The organism is Deltaproteobacteria bacterium (assembly GCA_009692615.1).
GTDB lineage: Bacteria > Desulfobacterota > Binatia > UBA9968 > UBA9968 > DP-20.
In genome coordinates this window covers 23755-44257 of the sequence record SHYW01000002.1, presented here as the reverse complement: position 1 = coordinate 44257, position 20503 = coordinate 23755, and the positions used below count along the sequence as shown (strand labels likewise).

21 protein-coding genes are annotated in these 20503 nt (G+C 56.8%); 9 read left to right on the top strand and 12 right to left on the bottom strand.

Annotated features, from left to right (window positions below):
* Positions 1-69 precede the first annotated feature (69 nt).
* Entirely contained in the window at positions 70-756 is a 687-nt protein-coding gene (locus EXR70_00730; GenBank protein ID MSP36998.1) for a 7-carboxy-7-deazaguanine synthase QueE, read from the bottom strand.
* A gap of 230 nt (positions 757-986) precedes the next feature.
* Here EXR70_00730 and uvrA point away from each other — a divergent pair, with 230 nt between their 5' ends.
* Together uvrA and EXR70_00720 are read left to right on the top strand one after the other, a co-directional pair.
* Positions 987-6665, top strand: a complete 5679-nt coding sequence (gene uvrA, locus EXR70_00725; protein ID MSP36997.1) for an excinuclease ABC subunit UvrA — start codon at positions 987-989, stop codon at positions 6663-6665.
* A 5-nt stretch (positions 6666-6670) separates the two neighbouring features.
* Positions 6671-7060 (top strand): DUF983 domain-containing protein, encoded by a 390-nt coding sequence (locus EXR70_00720; GenBank protein MSP36996.1) that lies wholly within the window; start codon positions 6671-6673, stop codon positions 7058-7060.
* Between the two features lie 136 nt (positions 7061-7196).
* On the opposite strand, the gene EXR70_00715 is transcribed toward EXR70_00720, so the two are convergent.
* The 7 genes from EXR70_00715 to EXR70_00685 form a co-directional block, all read right to left on the bottom strand.
* A complete protein-coding gene (locus EXR70_00715) occupies positions 7197-7718 on the bottom strand; it encodes a DUF4411 family protein (GenBank protein MSP36995.1) in 522 nt (173 codons plus the stop codon).
* A 2-nt stretch (positions 7719-7720) separates the two neighbouring features.
* On the bottom strand, positions 7721-8866 hold the full coding sequence (locus tag EXR70_00710) for an ImmA/IrrE family metallo-endopeptidase (GenBank protein ID MSP36994.1): 1146 nt from the start codon (positions 8864-8866) through the stop codon (positions 7721-7723).
* 233 nt (positions 8867-9099) lie between these two features.
* A complete protein-coding gene (locus EXR70_00705) occupies positions 9100-9549 on the bottom strand; it encodes a TfoX family protein (protein MSP36993.1) in 450 nt (149 codons plus the stop codon).
* Positions 9482-10342, bottom strand: a complete 861-nt coding sequence (locus EXR70_00700) for an EamA family transporter (protein ID MSP36992.1) — start codon at positions 10340-10342, stop codon at positions 9482-9484. Before EXR70_00700 ends, EXR70_00705 begins: the two co-directional genes overlap by 68 nt.
* A gap of 21 nt (positions 10343-10363) precedes the next feature.
* Positions 10364-10837 (bottom strand): MOSC domain-containing protein, encoded by a 474-nt coding sequence (locus EXR70_00695; GenBank protein MSP36991.1) that lies wholly within the window; start codon positions 10835-10837, stop codon positions 10364-10366.
* Between the two features lie 9 nt (positions 10838-10846).
* Positions 10847-11704 (bottom strand): isocitrate lyase/phosphoenolpyruvate mutase family protein, encoded by an 858-nt coding sequence (locus tag EXR70_00690; GenBank protein ID MSP36990.1) that lies wholly within the window; start codon positions 11702-11704, stop codon positions 10847-10849.
* 139 nt (positions 11705-11843) lie between these two features.
* Positions 11844-12305 (bottom strand): GNAT family N-acetyltransferase, encoded by a 462-nt coding sequence (locus EXR70_00685; protein ID MSP36989.1) that lies wholly within the window; start codon positions 12303-12305, stop codon positions 11844-11846.
* A gap of 107 nt (positions 12306-12412) precedes the next feature.
* Here EXR70_00685 and EXR70_00680 point away from each other — a divergent pair, with 107 nt between their 5' ends.
* Both EXR70_00680 and EXR70_00675 read left to right on the top strand, forming a co-directional pair.
* A complete protein-coding gene (locus EXR70_00680) occupies positions 12413-12889 on the top strand; it encodes a glyoxalase (protein MSP36988.1) in 477 nt (158 codons plus the stop codon).
* Between the two features lie 34 nt (positions 12890-12923).
* The gene (locus EXR70_00675) at positions 12924-13244 is read left to right on the top strand and encodes a (2Fe-2S) ferredoxin domain-containing protein (GenBank protein ID MSP36987.1); all 321 of its coding nucleotides are present in this window, start codon (positions 12924-12926) and stop codon (positions 13242-13244) included.
* 66 nt (positions 13245-13310) lie between these two features.
* On the opposite strand, the gene EXR70_00670 is transcribed toward EXR70_00675, so the two are convergent.
* Positions 13311-14015 carry a hypothetical protein gene (locus EXR70_00670; protein MSP36986.1) on the bottom strand — a complete coding sequence of 235 codons (705 nt, stop codon included), beginning with the start codon at positions 14013-14015 and terminating at the stop codon, positions 13311-13313.
* Positions 14016-14207: 192 nt separating this feature from the next.
* Between EXR70_00670 and EXR70_00665 the strand changes: the two genes are divergently transcribed.
* The 4 genes from EXR70_00665 to EXR70_00650 all read left to right on the top strand — a co-directional run bounded on the left by EXR70_00665 (position 14208) and on the right by EXR70_00650 (position 17843).
* Positions 14208-15260, top strand: a complete 1053-nt coding sequence (locus EXR70_00665) for an ABC transporter substrate-binding protein (GenBank protein MSP36985.1) — start codon at positions 14208-14210, stop codon at positions 15258-15260.
* Between the two features lie 22 nt (positions 15261-15282).
* A complete protein-coding gene (locus EXR70_00660; protein MSP36984.1) occupies positions 15283-16287 on the top strand; it encodes an ABC transporter substrate-binding protein in 1005 nt (334 codons plus the stop codon).
* Between the two features lie 223 nt (positions 16288-16510).
* Entirely contained in the window at positions 16511-16618 is a 108-nt protein-coding gene (locus EXR70_00655) for a hypothetical protein (GenBank protein ID MSP36983.1), read from the top strand.
* A 232-nt stretch (positions 16619-16850) separates the two neighbouring features.
* A complete protein-coding gene (locus EXR70_00650) occupies positions 16851-17843 on the top strand; it encodes an ABC transporter substrate-binding protein (protein MSP36982.1) in 993 nt (330 codons plus the stop codon).
* Positions 17844-18083: 240 nt separating this feature from the next.
* Here EXR70_00650 and EXR70_00645 read toward each other — a convergent pair whose 3' ends face one another.
* Together EXR70_00645 and EXR70_00640 are read right to left on the bottom strand one after the other, a co-directional pair.
* On the bottom strand, positions 18084-19037 hold the full coding sequence (locus tag EXR70_00645) for an MBL fold metallo-hydrolase (protein MSP36981.1): 954 nt from the start codon (positions 19035-19037) through the stop codon (positions 18084-18086).
* Entirely contained in the window at positions 19034-19270 is a 237-nt protein-coding gene (locus EXR70_00640) for a hypothetical protein (GenBank protein MSP36980.1), read from the bottom strand. The genes EXR70_00645 and EXR70_00640 overlap by 4 nt, the downstream gene beginning before the upstream one ends.
* On the opposite strand from EXR70_00640, the gene EXR70_00635 reads away from it, so the two are divergent.
* Positions 19254-19658 (top strand): hypothetical protein, encoded by a 405-nt coding sequence (locus EXR70_00635; GenBank protein MSP36979.1) that lies wholly within the window; start codon positions 19254-19256, stop codon positions 19656-19658. The two genes, EXR70_00640 and EXR70_00635, sit on opposite strands and share 17 nt — an antisense overlap.
* On the opposite strand, the gene EXR70_00630 is transcribed toward EXR70_00635, so the two are convergent.
* Entirely contained in the window at positions 19636-20466 is an 831-nt protein-coding gene (locus EXR70_00630; protein ID MSP36978.1) for an alpha/beta hydrolase, read from the bottom strand. The genes EXR70_00635 and EXR70_00630 overlap by 23 nt on opposite strands.
* Between the last annotated feature and the right edge of the window lie 37 nt (positions 20467-20503).

Below are 20503 nucleotides of genomic sequence, written 5' to 3'. Positions count from 1 at the left end.
ACCGACCCATTCCGAAATCTGTAATTTGAGATATGAAATTTGAAATTCGTGATGGCGCGCAACGCGCCATCACGTGCCGCGGCGATTACCGAACAGCTGAATATGCAAGCGCGGCGTGTAACTGAAGCCAAAAAATTTACACTGCTCGACGATCCACTTAGCGCGCCGATTCAACTCTCGGTTGGTCGTCCCCTGCGCCATGATCAAGACCCGCGCCGCATCGACGTTGCGCAGTTGCTCGATGATCCGACGAATTTCGCCGAAGTCCGCTTTTTGCTCGACGACAAACTTGAGCTGATAATCGTGGGCGTCTAAATATTTCTGAATCACACCAAGGTTGAGCCGCCGGCGCTCATGCGGCGCGGCGAATTTTCCCCGCGCTCTTTTCCACGGCGTTGAATTGGCCAACTTCGGACTGAGGGAAATCAAATCGCACTGCACCGGCTTGAACAGCGTCGCCGCGGTTTCGATGGTGATATGCAGGCCGGCGGCTTTTAATTGCTCGGTCAGCGTGCCGACCTCCGGCGCCAACAGCGGTTCGCCGCCGGTGACGACCACATGGCGCGCCGGATATTTGACAACCTCGTCGAGGAGTTTCTTAACACTCCAGCTCTTGCCTTCCGGCTGCCATGAACTATAAGGCGTATCGCACCAGACGCAGCGTAGGTTACAACCGGACGTGCGAATGAACACCGACGGCACACCGAGCAGCCGGCCTTCGCCTTGGATCGAGTAAAAAACTTCGCTGATGCGCATGGCGCAAACTAACAAACCATCAGCGCGAATGAAACTTGATTCGAACCGGCCCTGTGGTAGAGGTATGAGGTTGACACGCTGGCTTATGCTTCCAGCCGTGCGCGGTACGGACACGAAGAGTTCTGATATTCTAAACTCCGACCTTCGTGCGCTTCGTGTCCTCCGTGGTGCAAACTCTTTCGCAGCAACCTGGGAACCAGCAAAATTAGAAACTGAAACCGAGCTCGCACATGAACGGCAAATCGATCCGCATCCTCGGCGCCCGGCAAAACAATCTGAAGAATCTCGACATCGAGATTCCGCTCAATCAACTGACCGTCATCACCGGCGTCAGCGGCTCGGGGAAATCGACGTTGGCCTTCGACATACTCTACGCCGAAGGCCAGCGCCGCTACGTCGAAAGTTTTTCCGCCTACGCGCGCCAGTTCCTCGATCGCATGGACAAACCCGATGTCGACAGCATCGAAGGCATCCCGCCGACCATCGCCATCGATCAGAGCCGGCCGGTGCGCACCTCGCGCTCCACGGTCGGCACCATGACCGAGCTGCACGATCATTTTAAGTTGCTGTTCGCCAAGATCGCCGTGCTCCATTGCCGCGGCTGCGAGCGTGTCGTCGAACGGGACACGGCGCAAACGGTCTTTACCAAGCTCGAAGCCATGGGCGAAGGCACCGCCACGGTTTTGACTTTTCCTTTAGCGCCCTCAGCGGTGGCCTGGGACGAAGTGCGCAAGGGTCTTGGCCAAGCCGGCTTTCACCGCGTGCTGGTCAATCGGGAAATTCGCGAGCTCGACGAATTGAGCGCTGCGCCGGCGAAAAAAGATCCGTTGCAAGTCATCGTCGACCGCTTCGTCTTGCGCGGGCAAAATAAAAAACGCATCACCGGGTCCTTGGAACAGGCGTTTCACTACGGCAAAGGGCGCTTGAATTTATTTTTCCCCGACGACGATTGGCGCCGCGAGCCGTTCAGCAACCAGCGCCACTGCGCCCATTGCGATATTGCCTACCGCGAGCCGGTGCCCAATCTATTTTCATTCAATAGTCCGCTCGGCGCCTGCGAGACTTGCAAAGGCTTTGGCCGGGTCATCGACATCGATCTCGACTTGATCATCCCCGATCCCGGCAAATCCCTCAGCGACGGCGCCATCCGGCCGTGGATCAACCGCAAGCGCAGAGTGAAACGTTTGCTCGACTTCTGCGCGCGCAAAAACATTCCCGGCAAAAAACCCTGGGGCGAATTGTCCGACGGGCAAAGACAATTAATCGTCGACGGCGACGGCGAGTATCGCGGCATTCGCGGCTGGTTCCGCCGCCTCGAACGGCGCAGCTACCGCATGCATGTGCGCGTGCTGCTGGCGCGTTATCGTGCCTATCTAATGTGTCCCGACTGCCAGGGCAGCCGGCTCAAATCGGACGGCTTAGGCTATCGCATCGAAGGCAAAGACATTGCCCAGGTCAATGCTCTCGGCGTCGCCGCCGCCCACGAATTTTTCACCGCCCTCAAACCCGTCGGCGCCTTGGATCAAGTGTCGAGTTTGATCCTCGACGAGATTCGCCGCCGCTTGGGTTATCTGGTCGCCGTCGGTTTGGAATATTTGACCCTCGACCGCCAATCGCGCACGCTGTCAGGCGGCGAGTTGGAGCGCGTCGATTTGACCACCGCCATCGGCTCCTCGCTGGTGAATACCCTATACGTCCTCGACGAGCCGTCGATTGGACTTCATCCGCGCGACAGCCGGCGTTTGGTGGAAATTCTCCAGCGCTTGCGCGCCAATCATAATACCGTCGTCGTCGTCGAGCATGATCCTGAGATCATCAAGGAGTGCGATCACATCATCGATCTTGGGCCGAAGGCCGGCGAGCAAGGCGGCGAAATCATGTTCGCCGGTTCCTATGACGACTTGCTCAAGGATGAGAATTCGCTCACCGCCGCTTACCTGAGCCAACGCAAAACCATTCCGTTGCCGGCGCGCCGGCGTAGGCCGCTCTTGCCGCGCTCGATCAAAGTCATCGGCGCCAAAGCCAACAATCTAAAGAACATCGACATCGAGATTCCCCTCGGCATGTTGGTCTGCATTACCGGCGTGTCGGGCTCGGGCAAATCGAGCTTGGTCGACGAAGTACTGCACCGCAATCTGAAAAAGCTTAAAGAAGCGCCCACCGCCAGCGTCACAGATTGTGAGAAAATCCTCGGCGTCGAAAAAATTTCCGAAGTCCTGCTGGTCGATCAAGCGCCGGTGGGCACCACGCCGCGCTCGAATCCGGCGACTTACATGAAAGCCTTCGACGGCGTGCGTAAACTTTTCGCCAGCGCCGACCTATCGCGCCTGCGCGGTTACACGCCGTCGACTTTTTCCTTCAACGTCGAAGGCGGCCGCTGCGAAACCTGCCGCGGCGAAGGTTTCGAAAAAGTCGAGATGCAGTTTCTCTCCGACGTTTATACGTCTTGTCCCGAATGCCACGGCAGCCGTTACCGCGAGGAAGTTCTCGAAGTCAGCTATCGCGGCCGCAACATTCGCCAGGTGCTCGATCTGACCATCACCGACGCGTTGGAATTTTTCAAAGACACGGCGGACATCCACAACAGCTTGCTGCCGCTGCGCGCCGTCGGTTTGGAATACGTCCGCCTGGGCCAGCCGCTGACGACGCTTTCGGGCGGCGAATCCCAACGTTTGAAACTCGCGTCCCATATGGCGCGGGCGAAAAAGGCCGGCGCGCTGTTTATTTTTGACGAGCCCACCACGGGTCTTCACTTCCACGACATCGAGCGCTTGCTCTGGGCGTTCAACGAATTGATCGAGCAAGGCCACTCGGTGGTCGTCATCGAGCATAATTTAGAAGTGATCAAGTGCGCCGACCACATCATCGACCTCGGTCCCGAAGGCGGCGACAAGGGCGGTGAGATCGTCGCCGTCGGCACGCCGGCGCAAATCGCCGCCGTCGAGCGTTCCCACACCGGCGTTTATCTACGGCCATATTTAAGTAAATCGCCGGCGCCGTTCGCGCCAGTGTTATTTGATGTAGGGGCAAGGCGTGCCTTGCCCTCCCAGATCGACGACAACGCCATCGCCATCGTCGGCGCCAAGGAACATAATTTAAAAAATATCAGCGTCAACATTCCGCGCGACCGCTTCGTCGTCTTCACCGGTCTGAGCGGCTCGGGAAAATCGACCCTGGCATTCGACATCGTCTACGCCGAAGGGCAGCGCCGCTACATCGATAGTCTGTCCGCCTACGCGCGCCAGTTTCTCGAAGTGATGGCGCGCCCCAACGTCGATTACGTTGCCGGCATACCGCCGACGGTGGCAATTGAACAGCGGCTGAGCCAAGGCGGGCGCAATTCCACCGTCGCCACGGTAACGGAAATCTATCACTACTTGCGTTTGCTCTACGCCAAAGTCGGCAAGCAGCATTGCGTCAGCTGTGGCCGGCAGATCCATGCGCTCACGCGCAGCCAAATTCTCGACCGCATCGGCCGCGCCTACCGCGGCAAAGACGTCTTGGTGTTAAGTCCATTGGTGCGCGGCCGCAAAGGTTTTCACAAAGAGATCATCGCCGGCGCCCGCCGCCTGGGCTACCGCCGGGCGCGCATCGACGGCAAACTGATGGATCTGCGCGCGCCGGAATTGACCAACGGCTTGGAGCGTTTCAAAGAGCACAACATCGACATCGTCGTCGGCAAGGCCAAAGCCGGCGGACGGGAAGTCGAAGCGATGATCGATCAAGCGCTGCGTTTGGGCAACGGCGTGATCCATTTGCTCTCCGATCGTGGCGAGCAAATATTCAATCAGCGGCTGTTCTGCCTCGGCTGCGGCATCGGCTACGAACCGCTCGACCCGCGGCTGTTTTCGTTTAACAGCCAGCAAGGCGCGTGCAAGGAATGCGCCGGCATGGGATTTATTTTCGATTTCGATCCCGGCTTGATTTTCGCCGACCCGCGCCAGCCGCTCAAAGATGCGCTGAGCGGCATTTCCGCCGGCTCTTCGGTGACCGGCTCCGAACTTGAACGCGCCATCAAGCGCTTGATCGAAAAATTAAAAGACGATCACGGCGTCGATATCGCTCAACCGTTCGCCAAATTGCCCAAGAACGTTCAGCAGGAAATTCTCCACGGTGGCAAAGGCCGGCGCGCCTTCGTCGGCTTGATTCCATTTCTAAAAGAACTGGCCGCCGCTGGCGATGAAAATGCCCGCAACGAGATCGACGAGCTGATGACCGAAACCACCTGCAACACCTGCGCCGGCCGGCGCCTCAACCCGCGCGCCCAAGCGGTCAAAGTCGAAGGCAAAGCGATCTGGGAGATCACCGGGCTCGCGGTGGACGACGCCAAAGAATATTTTGCCAAGCTCGATCTGTCCCACGCCGACAACTTGAACGCCGTGCGCGACCAAGCGGTGGCGGATAAAATCTTGAAGGAGATCGCCCAGCGTTTGAATTTTCTCTCTGAAGTCGGCCTGCCCTATTTAACCCTCGACCGGCGCGCTGACACGCTTTCCGGCGGCGAGGCCCAGCGCATTCGTCTGGCGGCGCAGCTGGGATCGAACTTACGCGGCGTCTGTTACATCCTCGACGAACCGACCATCGGTCTGCACCCGCGCGACAATGCCATGCTGCTGAAAACTTTGCGCCGGCTTGAACAATTGGGCAACAGCGTGCTGGTGGTCGAACATGACGAAGCGACGATTCAGTCGGCGGATTTAATTATCGATCTCGGCCCCGGCGCCGGCGTCCATGGCGGCAACGTGGTTTACATCGGCACGCCGGCGCAGATCAAAGCCAATCCCGATTCGCCCACCGGCGCTTACCTGCGCTCGGAGCGCAAACGGCTCGGCGCCAAACGCGATCTGAAAAAATCTCAGTGGCTGACCATTCGCGGCGCCAAGGCGCATAATCTGAAAAATCTCGACGTAAAAATTCCCTTGGGCATGTGGAGCTGCATCACCGGCATCTCGGGCTCGGGCAAGAGCACATTGATGCGCGACGTGCTTTACAAAGGCGTCAAACTGCTGCTCGGTCAATTCGCCGGCCGGCCCGGAGAACATAAAGAGATCGCCGGCTGGAAAGCGCTCGAACGGATCGTCGAAGTCGATCAAACCCCGATCGGTAAAACGCCGCGTTCGGTGCCGGCCTCCTACATCGGCGTGCTCGATGAAATTCGCAAACTCTACGCCCTGGCGCCGGAAGCGCGCCTGCGCGGCTACACGCCCAGCCGTTTTTCCTTCAACGTCAAAGGCGGCCGCTGCGAAGAGTGCGCCGGCCAAGGCAAGATTCGCAAGGAAATGAGTTTTCTCCCCGATGTCTTCGTCGACTGCGAAGCCTGCAACGGCCAACGCTTCAACGAGGAGACGTTGAATATCCGCTACAACGAAAAAAATATTTTCGAGGTTTTTTGTCTGACCGTGGAAGAAGCGGTGCCATTTTTTCACGCTTTTCCGAAAATCGGCCGGCCGCTAAAAGTGCTCGACGACATCGGCATGGGCTACATCAACCTCGGCCAATCGAGCAATACGCTTTCCGGCGGCGAAGCCCAGCGCATCAAGCTCGCCTACGAGCTGGGTAAGGAATCCCGCGGCACCACGCTCTACGTCCTCGACGAGCCGACCACGGGACTGCATTTCGTCGACGTGGAAAAGCTCATTCATATTCTTCATCGCCTCGTCGACATGGGTAACACCGTGGTCACCATCGAACATAACCTCGATATCGTCAAAGACGCCGACTACATCGTCGACCTCGGCCCCGAAGGCGGCGCCGCCGGCGGCCAGCTAGTCGCTTGTGGCGCGCCGTTGGAAATAATCAAAGACGGCAAAAAATCTTACACGGCGCGTTTTCTGCGCGAGTATTTGAATGGCGGCGCCAGCGCCGTAACACCAACCCGCAAAGCGGCGCGCAAAAGAGTGCCGGCATAGTTGGCATGGCAAGAATCTTCACCATGCTCGCCCACGGTCTGCGCCTGCGCTGCCCGCGCTGCGGCGTTGGCAATTTGTATGGCAAGCCGTTCAAGATGACCGAGCATTGCGGCAATTGTGCGCTCAAGTTCGAACGCGAACAGGGCTACTTCATCGGCGCCATCTACATCAACTACACCGCCACGGTCGGCATCGCCGTCCCTGGATTCTTCCTCCTCGACACTTTCACCAACATCACGATCAACCAGCAGCTCGCTCTTTGGGTACCCTTCGCGGTAATCTTTCCCTTGCTGTTTTTCCACCACTCACGAAGCCTGTGGCTGGTCATGGATCACTTCTTCAACCCACCAGAAAAGCTCTACAGCGTCCCGCCGAAAAGAGCCCCTAACCCCTAATCCATCAGGTAGCGATCAAATAAAGATCGCTTCGGACTCGTGGTACGAACTGTTGGTTGAATCCTAGTTAGCTAGCAGCCTTATTTAAAGTTTGGGCCTTCCCCAAAATAAGGAGTCTGGGCTCGACCATGGATTTTTACTGTGTTGGCTTTTGCCAGTGAAACTGAGCTACCAACTCTCGGAGCATCGCGAATGTATCGATATGAACAACATTAAAGACTTCACAAACATTCGGCATTGGAATCTTTCTTTGAATATGCGGATCAAAAACCTCGTGTGTAACAAGCACAAGATGTTTAGCTTTCGCGTACGCAATCAACCACGCATCGGCTTTCGCGGCAAACTCAGCTTTTGCAGATTCTGTGAACTGTCCTTGTTGACGCGCCCAGAGCTGAATATGCGAATATTGCTCGATCACCCCCACGTCATCGGACGAAGCAAAAAAAGATGCTGGCATTGTTGCCTGAACCCAATCATTCAGTTCATCGCCGCCTCGCTCCAGTTCCTCTTTCACGCGGTCAATGCTCTGCACCATTGCTCCTTGATGGTGCCAAATGAGACACTCCCAGAACCCAGGACAGATGTCGAACGCATAGTAGCGCCGCTTCGCTTGGGTAAAGACATTCGAGTCTAATAAATATTTCCTGTCAGGAGGCATGTCTAAAGGCGAAACCCAAGATAGTCGGCGTAGCGGTCAAAGGTTTTGCCATATAAACCCGTTAGCCGATAGGCGTCTCGAAATAGCAGGTGTCCCTCTATTACCGCACGAATGACCGTGTTCGCAAATCTTTCACCGATCCGCGTTCCCTGCGTAGCATAAAAGTCACCACCGCTGCTCGTCTGCTTCTGACGGCGATCATCTTCCTCGTACGCGTGATAGAATTCAAAAAATTCTGGGCGGCTCATGAGCTGAAGGTCAAGCGCGCGGCGCGCGGCAACGATTGGACTAACCTTAAAATGCCTGGCGAGAAACTGAAACGGTTCGTCGGTTTCTTGAGATTCCTGCCAAACGGATTGCAACTGCGCCGCCGGCACTAAGAATTCCGCTGCCGCGCGGTTGCAGATTACTTCAACCTCGTTGTTAACAGGCTGCATTTCTTCAAAGCTGAAAACCCCGCCGCGTCCAAGCCACAAATGCGCTAGTTCATGTGCGAGGGTAAACATTTGCGCCGCTTTGAAATCCGCCCCATTGATAAAAATCAATGGCGCGTACTCATCGGTCAAAACGAATCCTTGAAACTCACTTCGATCCAGTTTGCGACGGTTGTTGTTGCCGACGACCCCGTTGATCACGACTAAGATGCCCGCGTCTTCGGTTGCTTCCCGTAACGTTTTCAATGCTTCCGTCCAATTCGATTCGCGGTGCGCCCAGTCGTTCGACAAGGAAAGAGCCGCACGAATCCCGGCAGCAAGTTCGTTCAGATCGACCCCCAATGAGACGCTACCAACAAACGCCAGAGGCTCCTGCCCCTGTTCTCTCAAGAAATCTCGCATCCAGCCTTGGCGCTGTTGCATTGTTTGAATAGTCTCAAGAAGATTCGGACTTGGACGTTTCGGTTGGGCGCCAGGCAATGTGCGAAAATCCGGGATGGGTAAGCGATCCTCAGGCGGTTCGGGGAGAAAAAAATATCCTAACGGCGTAAAAGTGGTCTTGGCCAACGCTTCGAGCTGGCGCAGGGTAGGCTGCGCCGCGCCGCTTTCCCATTCTCGATACTTCGGAAAGCGTTTTAACAATTCATCGCTTGCGACACCTGACCGCTCGCGCGCCCAGCTGATTAAATCAGATTTTACCGCGACCTTGCTCATAGCAAGACTCTATTATCAGCTAAGATCGGCAAAAATAAAACCGACGCGTCAGACTGGATCGTTTATTCATGGTGTTTATTTAAATACGAAACTAGGTTTCGCGTCACACTTACAAACAGCTCGGTCCTTCGCACCCCGTGAATCCATTTTTGTCGGGATTACAAAGGTTGCGTAAATTGATCTTCCCCGTGTTGGCGGTAGTTTTCAAAGATGTCCGATACATTCTCAACCGCTCAATATGTAATGCGATCTATTTCCCCCTTGCGTTGACATCTCACCGCCCACCCAGCCCACGCGCATAACGCGTCCGCGTCCTCGATAACATCCGCCGGAACTTGGTAGTAACTCTTGAGCGTCTGCTTCCGGTTGGGCCAGAACGGTTTCATCTTTCGCTTACGATATTCGCCGACAGTAGATTCGTCGATCTTGAAAAACAGCTTGCCTTTGTGAACGATGCCGAAGAAAGTTTCGTCTTGATACAAGCCAAATCCACCGAACATGCGGCGCGCTTCGACTTCGTTCAATTGGTGAAGTTGATCGACCACGTAATCTTTAAACGATTCATCTTTAGCGTTCATCGCAGCTCCGAGCCGAACGGCTTGACCGGTTTGAACTTCATCCAACCGCCAACGCCACCACGCCCAACACCATCGCGCAGGCCGCCGCCACGCGCCGAGGTGCATCGCCTTCGGCTAAAAGTCGCGCGCCCATCACCGTGGCGATCAGAATACTAATCTCGCGCGCCGGGGCGACGTAGCTCACCGGCGTAAAACGCATCGCCGTGAGCACGAGAATGTAGGCGAGGGGAATCAGGATCGCGATGGCGATCGCTTCGAACTTATGTTCGCGCCACTCGTTGATCGCATCGTCGGAATATTTCAGCGCGTAGGGCGTAAGAAACACCGCGCGGCCGACGTTGGCGCCCCAGTCCAAAACGATTGGCGCGATGGCAAAACGACTCACCGCCTGCTTGTCCCACAAAGTATAAGCAGCAATGAATAATCCGGTGATCAACGCGTAACCGACCGCCGAGCGATGTTCCCCCTGACGCAATCGCGTGAGATTGCCGGATAGAACGAACACGCCGCCGATGATCAGCAATACGCCAAGGAGCGCAACCGGCGACGGCCGCTCGCCGAGAAAAACAATCGCCGCGATGGTTGCCAGCAGCGGCCCGCTGCCGCGCGCAATCGGGTAGACCAACGACAGATCGCCGGAGCGGTAGCCTTGATGGAGCAGGACGAAATAAGCCGTGTGCAGCGCCGCGCTTCCGGCTATCTTGCCGACTTCGACGAAGCCGATTTTGATTTGCCAGATTTCAATGATGGCGATAGTAGCCGGCGCGTAAAACATCGCCGACAGCACCGCGACCAGCCAAGTAAACGTCGGATGGCCGCTCGCCTGCTTGTTGAGCAGATTCCAGGTGGCGTGGATCACCGCGGCAACCAGAACCAGAATCAACGCGCCAATCGTCATGACAAAACCGTGGTCGTGAGGCTAATCTTGCGCCGCGAGAATCGGCTCGCCAACACGAATGACGCCGCCGGAAATAATCTCCGCGCGCAATCCGCCGCGATGGATCAAACCGCGCATGGCGCCTTTGCGACTGAGATTATCTAAATGCAGGCAGGGTTCGCACAGCCGCGTGCCGCGCAGGATCGCTGCGCCAACGTTGAAATCGCGACCAATCAAATGATTGAGCGCCACGCCGCGGGTGACAACGTTGCGCCGTGCCAAGCCGGGAGCGATTTCGATCTGATATTCACGCTCAAGCGCGGCGATGGCTTCAACCTCGATCAACGTCACATGCCGCCCGTCACCCGGATGATCCGAATAGGTTCCACAATTGTTGAAGTAGCGGTCGCCTTCGAGACCGCGGCCGGCGACGGCATTGACGGCGTCAACCGCTTGCATCGGCGCGGCCGCGATCGGTGCGATGTGCAGCGACACGACCTGAGATCCAGTGTTCATCGCAGTCGCTTATTTCTTTTTCGCCACCAGCGCATTGATCTCCGGCGTCTGCACGCCGTCTTTCAACAGACTGCATGTACCCTTTTCCAAAATCTCTTGGGCCAATTTCTTAGTCCCGGTGATCGCCGCCTTCATGAAGCCTGAACCGTAGCTCACCCGCGCCACGCCCAAGTCTTGCAACTCGCTCACGCTCGGCGACTGCGGCCCGGCGAGAATACTGATCGGCGCCTTCACTTCTCTAGCGACTGTCCGGATGGTATCTGCGGAATGAAGACCTAAATAAAAAATGCAGTCGCCGCCCGCCTCAGCGTAAGCGTTGCCGCGGCGAAGCGCTTCATCGAGCGCTTTCTTAGGATCGTTCGTAAAAACGTGAAACGAATCGACCCGCGCGTTGAGAAAAAACTCGCTGCCGAGCTCGCGCTTGGCATCCATGACGGATTTAATCTTGCGCAGTTGCTGCGAAAGCTCGACCAGTCCGCTGCCGCCTTTGGCGATGCTGTCTTCCAAATTCATTCCAGCCACACCGGCGGCGACCAGCGATCGGACGGTTTCCTTCACGCCTTCTTCATCGCCGTAACCCTTTTCGCCGTCGGCATTGACCGGCACCGACACGGCGGCGGCGAAGCTCGCAGTCAATTGAATGAACAAGTCCCGGCTCATCGCCTCGCCGTCGGGATAACCCAGCGCCGCGGCGATGCCGCCGCTGGTGCATTGAATCGCTTGAAAGCCCAACTGCTGAAACAGCAGCGCGCTCAGCACATCGTAGGCGCCGGGCATGACGAGAATCTCCGGCGCGCGGACCAATTCTCTGAGCCGTCGGCTTTTGGCGTTGGCATCTTGAAGAATATTGTTTGCAATCGGTTCCATCGCAGCCTCCAATCTACGCTTGAGTGATGACCGGACTGTATCGTAATGCCGGAACTAATGGAAAGACAGAACAATTGGCGAATCGTTTTTGCGCCCTTTGCGCTTTTTGCGGCCATTCTCCGAATCCATGAATTCTTACTTAGTGCCCTTTGTGGTTAACTCCCCCTCCGAAAACCATTTTGCGATGGGCAATGCCGGCTTCATCGAAGACTTTTCCGACGGCGCGAAAACCCATTCGCTGGTAAAAGCCGATCACCGCTAATTGCGCGTTGAGATAAATTTTTCGCGCATGTAATCTCTGCGCCGTCGTCAGCGCATGCTTGAGCAACTGCGCGCCCACGCCTTTGCGCCGATAACTTTTCAACACCGCCATGCGGCCGATCTTGGCGCTATCATATTTCATCACGATGCGCGCCGTCCCCACCGCTCTGCCAGATTGAATCGCCAGGAAATGAATCGCGTGCCGATCTTCAGCATCGAGCTCGATCTCCGCCGGCACGCGCTGCTCTTTGACGAACACGCGGATACGGATGGTCAGCGCCTGCACCAGCTCCGCCAGGGAAGTAACCCGCTTAATTTTTACTGCTGATCTTCGCTTCATGTTAATTTTTCCGCCCCTCAGCTTGTTGTTATTGATCGGCCAAGTTGACATAAAACCTTTGAATCGGGTAGGTTCACAACCAGCCGAACAGATTTAAGGAGGCAGCTATGCCAACCATCAAAGGACTGAGTCACATCGTATTGTACGTCAACGATCTCGACAAAATGGTCAATTTCTACACCGAGGTGCTGGGACTGGTGAAGTATCGTGTAAACGCTGGACGCATGGTGTTTCTCACCTCCGACCCAAGCAAGGAAGATCACGAACTCGCCCTCACCACTGGACGCGAGGGACAAGCCAAGCTGATCGCTCATATCGCCTGGAAAGTCGACAAGCCGTCCGAAGTCAAAGAATTCTACGACAAGTTCAAAGCCCAGGGCGTGCCCATCGACCACTGCGTCAGCCACGCCTACACCGAGTTTGGCAACACCGTCTCATGCTATTTTCTCGATCCCGAAGGCAACCGCATCGAAGTTTACGCCCTGGTGGCCGAGCGCGACGACGCGCGCATCAACCGCAAGCTCGATTTGGATCAGAGCGTCGACGCCATTGTCGCCCAAGCCAGCGGCCTGGGCGTGCACTAATTAAATTTTCTAAATTGTAAAGGAACTCACCGCGATGAAACAAAATTGCTTTGTCTGCCAAAACATCGACTGCCAACAACGGGGCTCCGAAGAGCTCATGAAAGAACTCACCGCCCAAGTCGCGGCGAAATCGATAGACGCGGAAGTGAAACCGTACATCTGCTTTGGCGGCTGCGACTTCGGCCCCAACATCGTCGTCCACCCGCAAAAAAACTGGTACGCCGGCGTCAAAAAAGAAGACCTGCCAGAGATTTTGAACTCTCTCGCCGGCGGCCCCGCCGTCACTCGCCTCGACACCATCGACGGATCGTTGAAAGATATCGTCTACCAGTTGCTCGATGCCGGCGTGTTTTGAGATCGATCGACGCAGCCGAGCGCTAGGCTGGTCCCCCTTTTTCAAAAGGGGGATGTTAAAACCAGATCACGAATTTAACAGGTGGCCATAACCGGGGATCGCTTCTTTCATCCCCATCGCCCGCAGCGCTTCCCAGGTCCACGCTTGGGTGTTGGTCACCACCGGCTTGCCGCTATCTTTTTCAATGCGCTCGATGACCGACGCGGTGCGCCACTTATTGCACGGCATGTAGACGCCGTCGACGTCGGGATGTTCGCGCAACAGCTCCATCGACAAATCATAACCGCTCTCCGGCGCCAACTGCCAAATTACTTCGGCGTTGGGACAACCGAGGCCGCGCCACGCCACCACTTCGATGCCGTCATGGGCGAGAAATTTTACCAGCCGCTCGTCTTGATCGGCGGGAAACGGTGAAGCCATCACCACGCGCTTGAGTCCGACCTTCTGACAGCCGCGCGTCACCGCCGTGAGCACGGTGGAAGCAGGAGTCGGCGTCACTTGTTTGACCAGATTTAAAATTGCCCGGTCCGAGCCCGGCCCTTTGTAGGACAGAAACAGCTCACCGGTGACCATGAGAAAATCCAACGGTTGGCGCGCCAAGTCGCGCACCAGGCCGACAAAGGTTTGCTCCGCGCGCGCAAACTCATCGTCGGTATAATTACTCACGTGCAACGTACGCGCTTCGATGCGAATCCCGTCGGGAAAAATTTTATAAACATCGGCCAAGGTTTCGTCGCTGCTATTGGGCGAGATCAATCCGATCAGTTTCATCGTTTGCCTCCAAAAATTTCGCTCGGCACGGTCGCCTGAAGTCACCGAGCGCTATCGTCAAACACTTGGTTTGGCTTACTTCAGCTAAGCGCGAGTTTCAAACGGTTCACGCCGAGATTTAGTTCTTGACCCGCAAGGCGCAACTCGCGTAGCTTTGAGTAGACCGGTGTCAAATCCTTACAGGAGCTACGCGTGGAAACTAGTTCCGCTGCCGCGCTGATCATACGAAACATATGCCGTCGTCGGTATAAGCGAGTTTACCTGTTCGCAATTCTTGGCGCGCTCGCCGCTTTCGTTCCGCTGCGCCTTGAGGCTCAAGAGCGGCTTAAAGTCATCTATAGCCAATTCACGATGACCAACTCGGCCACTTGGTTCGCCCGCGAAGCCGGACTCTTCGAGCGCCATGGTTTGAATGCCGAATTGATCTATGTCGACTCCACCCCGGCGGTGCAAGCGCTCACCGCCGGAGCGGCGCCCATGGCGACCATGTCCGGCGGCTTGGCCGTCGGACCTTATCTCAACGGCCTGGATTTAGTCATGCTCGCCGGCTGGTGCAATCTGAATTCGTATCAGCTGATCGCCCGCCCGGAAATTCGCCGCCCCGAGGATCTGCGCGGCAAAGTGATCGCCATCAGCAGATTCGGCGCCGCCGCCGACTGGGCACTACGATTAATTTTGCGTAAGCTCAACATCAACGAGAATAAAGACGTGCAGATCATCCAGGCCGGCGGCGGCGGTCCGTCCACTCGCCTGGCGGCCATGGAAGCGAAAAAAGTCGACGCCACGGTGCTCGACTCGCCGCAGACCGTGCAAGCCCGGCGCATGGGATTTCGCGTCTTGGCCGACGGTGTGGAACTTGGTATTCCATTTTTACAAGGCGGCCTGGTGACCCGGCGCGCCTACGTCAAAGCGAACGAGGACACCGTCCGGCGCATGATCCGCGTCATCGTCGAAGCGATCCACTACGCCAAGACCAACCGCGAAGCGGCGTTGAAGATCATGCAGAAATATCTCCGCGTCCAAGATCGCGAAGCGTTGGAAGACGCCTACGAATCTTTCGTCGTCAAACAGTTTCCCAGGGTTCCCTACGCGACACCCGCCGCCGTGCAGATCATCTTCGACCTCGCCGCGGCGCGCGACCCGCGCGCCAAGAGCGCCGACCCGCAGGGATTCATCGACGCCCGCTTCGTCCGCGAGCTCGAACAGAGTGGCGCCATCGATCAACTGTACGGCCAGACTCGCTGAGCCTGCATGAGAGGAGTCCAAAATGTTTAACCATCGGCGCGCGCAACTTGTCGCTGGGTTATTCGCCACGCTGATAATTTGCGCCGCGCACAGCCACGCCGCGCAACTTGAAAGCGTCACCGTCGGCTACTCGTCTTTTTCCGGCGACTACGTGCCGCTGTGGATCGGCGTCGAAGATCGTATCGGCAAGAAATATGGCATCGATTTGAAAGCGGTCTATGCCGGGCGCGCCCGACCGCAGCAATTATTGATCGGCAACGAAGCGCTGATCGTCATCGCCAGCGGCACCGGCGCGCTCACGTCGCATATCCTCGGCGTCAAAGACCAGGTGATTATTCTGACCTTCAGCAGCAAAGTTCCCGGAGTTTTGTTCACGAAACCAGAGATCAAAAGCGCCGAGGACTTGAAGGGAAAAACCATCGGCTCGGGCCGGCCCGGCGCCCTGGGCGACATCATGGCGCGCTACGTGTTACGCGCCAAGTTAAACCTCGTACCCGATCGCGACGTGAAAATTTTACCTGTGGGCGAGCCCGCCCTGGCGCTGCAAGCTTTAGAGCGCGGCATCGTCGACGGCGCGTCATTTTCTGGTCCGCAGGTGGCGCTGGCGCGCAAGCTGGGCTTTCGCGAACTGGTCAATTACGAAACCGTCGGCATCGTTTATCCCTACAACACGGTCACGACCTTGCGCCAAACCATCAACAAGAATCCCGATCTGCTCGATAAGGTTTTGAAAATCATCCTCGAAGGCCGCGCGCTGTTCCGCTCGAATAAAGAAAAGAGCCTAGCGGTTTGGAAAAAATACTTGCGCGGAACGAGTGATGACGTGCTCGACGAAGCCTATCAGACGACGATGAATACCATGGATGCGTCACCGCAGCCGTCGCTAGCAGTGATCAAGAGCGGTTTGGATATTTTGTCGTTGCAATATCCCCAAGCCAAGCAAACCGACCCGAACTTGATCTTCGACGCTTCTATCGTCAAACGCATCGAGCAGAGCGGCTTTGTCGATGCGCTTAACAAAAAATAATTTTTCACCTATCTCCCGCGCGACGGCACCGAAGAGAGCGTGATGATCGGCACCGACTACAGCCACGCCGGTCAGTCGGCGGAGATCGAAGCGTTAGACGGGATCGAACGGCGCGGCGCCACCGGCGATATTCCGGCAGCGGTGGCGCGCAAGATCGTCGAAGATCATCCGCGCAGGTTCTACGGGCTGTAGGTGAGCTTTCCGGACGATTTACCGCATCATCATGAGTTGCGGCCTCATACAGGTTGAAGCGGGCGCAATTCTCGGCACCAAGCAGCCCCACGTTTCGGCCCTGATGCGTAATCGTTCGGGCAATTGTTCAGTCGAATGACGAATAGACTTTATAATCACGTTCGGTCTCGCGCCGTCGATCCGAGAAGAAAGATTGTTATGTCAGAACCCAGTGTCAGTGCGCTCCTAATTGTTTCATTTCCACGGAAATGATTGCTTGACATTCCAATTGCCGGCCTAATATGCTCCGCCTCGTAAACTGAACGCTTAATACTCAGCCAAACAAGTAAGCGCTTCGCGCTAATCGATCTCTCGTCGAGGGAGCGTGCCACATGAGATTATCCCGGCTTAGGGTTAGCTTGAGCATTATAGCCTCGCTCTTAGTGCTCTCGTCTTTCCCCTGTCGATCCCAGGAAAAAGTGAAATTTCCGATTGCTGCGTCCAGTAAGACCCTGGGGTATGGGCCTCTTTGGGTCGCCTGGAAACACGGCTTCTTCGACCAGCAGGGTCTGGATGCTCAGGTGATTCTCCTGCGTGGTACGCCTCCGTCGGTTCAAGCGCTTGTCGCCGGCTCCGTTTACGTTGGCGGCGCTACTCCGGATGCGGTGATGGACGTAAGCGAGCGCGGAATCGATCTGGTGATGGTGGTGGGTTTAATCAACGGTCTCTCTCACGCGATCATGGGTGGGAAAAATTATAAACGCTATGAAGATTTACGCGGCGCGACGATCGGCGGTCAGAGCCTGACCTCAGGCATCACGTTCCCCTTGAAACAGGTGTTAAAATCAAAGGGACTGGAATATCCGCGCGATTACAAGCTGGTCAACGTCGGTGGAACCGCCGATCTTTTCGCGGCGCTATCGAGCGGCCAGATCGCGGCGGCACCGCTCGCGATACCGCTTAATTTTGCCGCTGAAGAAGCGGGATTCAATGTGATCGGCTGGTATCGAGACGTATTGCCGAACTATCAGCTCACCGCGATGACGGTGCGGCGCTCCTGGGCGGAAGCCAACCGGCCTCTGTTAATCCGTTTCGTCAAGGGCATGGTTATGGCGATGCGTTGGGTGTTTGAAAACAAGGAGCCGGCGATTGATTTTCTAACCAAGGAAATGAAGCTTAAACCGGCGCACGCCCGTAAGGGATGGGAATACTATACAGCGAATCGAATTTGGTACCCGGACTCGGATATCAATACCGAGGGCGTTAAGACCCTGATACAAATCTACGGCGAGCAGGGTCAACTCAAGGGACCGCTGCCAAGTCCGGCAAGATACGTGGATCAGAGTTATTTGAAGGATGCATTAAAAGAGCTGGGCAACAGATGAACTGCGGGTCACGAAATTAAGTGGGCACAAATTAATTGCGCTCGGCCAAGACGCTGAGATCACCGTCAGGCCGACTCGCAAAGAACACGGTCAGGTATCGGTTGTGCTTGACTGATCATCACCGCGCGGCGGCATCAAAAAATCGTGATCGCGTTGGCGGCGGTGTCTAGCACCGCCTGGATTTGCTTGGACTGGTTGAACAGGAAGTCGTAGAACTCCGTGGCCGTGCGCTTGCGCCATTCAGCGCTGCAAACCTGAAAACGGGTCAACCGGCGTCCATTCCAGCTGGAGGCGAATGTCCACGCCGTCCTTCTTGCCGCGGGCCTGCAGGAATCCCATCGACCGGTCGAATCCCGGCAACGGCACCAGCGGCCGGTCCAGAGATCCGTAAAAGTCGTCCCAATGGATCGGCACGACCCGCCGCGCGCCCACGGCCTGGACGATTTCCCGCCAGTAGGCATCCCGATAGGAGTCATCGCGCTCCGCCAGGCCACCTATCCCGAGATACACCACGTCGGCCTTGCGGCCTTTCAACGCGCCAGGGGTGAAGCCCGCGCCGCCCTGGATCAGCAACGTGCGGCCGTCGTGCTCGACCAGCAGCGAGTAGACGTCGCCCATCTTGAAGTCGCTTGCTCTCGCGGGGACCGAAAGCGGCGACGTGATTTCGCCCAGGGCAAAATCGATCGGCAGGTGCCTAGAGGTCACGAATGTGACCTTGAAACGGCCGAAGCTCAGCGATTCGCCGTTCTTGACCGTCCGTATGCGAGGTTCCGGAAATCCATATCCCCGGCCGATGTTCGCGGTTGAGTTGGAACCCACCAGCAGCGCCCCGGTTTGCTGCGCCACAATCGGGGAATCGAGCGCATGATCGAAGTGCGTATGCGTCGGTATGACGGCCGCGAGCGACTTCACGCTGGCACGCTGCAGGGATCGGGCAATCCGATCGCGATCCGGTTCGATCCTGGCTAGAGAATTATACGCAACGCGGGAAAAGTATCCATCCGTCATGAAGGCCGTCTCACCATCATCGAACAGCAGCGTCGAGACGCCGATGAAAATCACGGTCAGGTTCTTTTTTCCGGCGCCCGTCACGGGGCTCGCGGGGAGTATGAGCTCCTTGTAGTCATCCAGGCTAGCGACGGCGCAACCACCCAAGAACACCAAGCCAAGCATCAACGATACGATCCGTTTCATTCTATCCCCCTTGAAGCGTTGTAAAGCAACGGTTTATCATAAGCCCGCGATGTGCGCGCCACAAGCTCGCGCACGCGGCCCGCGACGTAGACGCGGAAGCTCGTGTCGTCCATCGGCAGCGCCCAGCCGATGGACTCGGCGCGCTCGTAGCGCTCGACGCGGGGTTTCGGCGCCACGCGCGGCGTCGTCGACGGCGCGTCATTTTCTGGTCCGCAGGTGGCGCTGGCGCGCAAGCTGGGCTTTCGCGAACTGGTCAATTACGAAACCGTCGGCATCGTTTATCCCTACAACACGGTGACGACCTTGCGCCAAACCATCGGCAAGACTCCCGATTTGCTCGAGAAGGTTTTGAAAATCATCTTGGAAGGCCGCGCGCTGTTCCGATCGAATAAGGAAAAGAGCCTAGCGGTTTGGAAAAAATATCTGCGCGGCACGAGTGACGACGTTCTCGACGAAGCCTATCAGACGACGATGAATACCATGGATGCGTCACCGCAGCCGTCGCTGGCAGTGATCAAGAGCGGTTTGGATATTCTCTCGCTTCAATATCCCCAAGCCAAGCAAACCGATCCGAACTTGATCTTCGACGCATCCATCGTCAAACGCATCGAGCAAAGATGAATGCACTGACGATGTCGATGAAACGTATCGTTTCCGGCTGGCTTGGCGATGGCACCATGCGGTGCTCCGGCAGGCCGTCGAAAGTCTGCACGTCGATCGGTCCGCCGCGTTTGCGATAGGACGCGATGAACTGCTCTTGCATTGCCAGCGGATGATTTTTGTCGTTGGCCTTGAGCAAGAACAAAATCGGCGGCAATTCGATCCGCTCGTCGCTATCAATAATCGTCTGCGGACTGCCTTCGGCCATCGCCGCTTCCGTGCGCCAGTAGTCTATGTGCGCCTGGATGTGTCCCTGGTTGTTGATCTCTTTGGCGTAGCGAAAACGATACAATGGACAGATCACTGGCCACGCCGCAATCACGTAAGCGATGCTCGCATCAAGCTCAGGATGATTCGCCAGCGGCAGCGATGAATACGCCGCGTGGCGCGGCCGCAGCGCGCTGAGCACCACTTGATGACCGCCACTGGAATTGCCGTAGGCGCCGATTTTGCTCGTGCCGTTAAACTCTGCCGCATGAGCCTTGAGCCAGCGGGCCGCTAAATTCACGTCGCAAATCGAAGCCGGATAATCCGCTTCGGGCGGCTGGCGGAACTCGATCGCCGCCACGACGATGCCCCGCGCCGCCAGAGCGCGGTCGACACCGGCGTTGTTCAGCCGATCGCCGTTGTGCCAGGCACCGCCGTGAATATCGACAATAGTTGGAAACGGCCCGCTACCTTGAGGTTGATAGATGCGCGCCATCCACGGCCTGCCCGCCAGGTGTTGATACTCGACATCTCGCTCTTCAACTTCATAATGGTTGACCATGGCGGGAATCTACAGCCGTGCGGGCTCGCACTGCAAG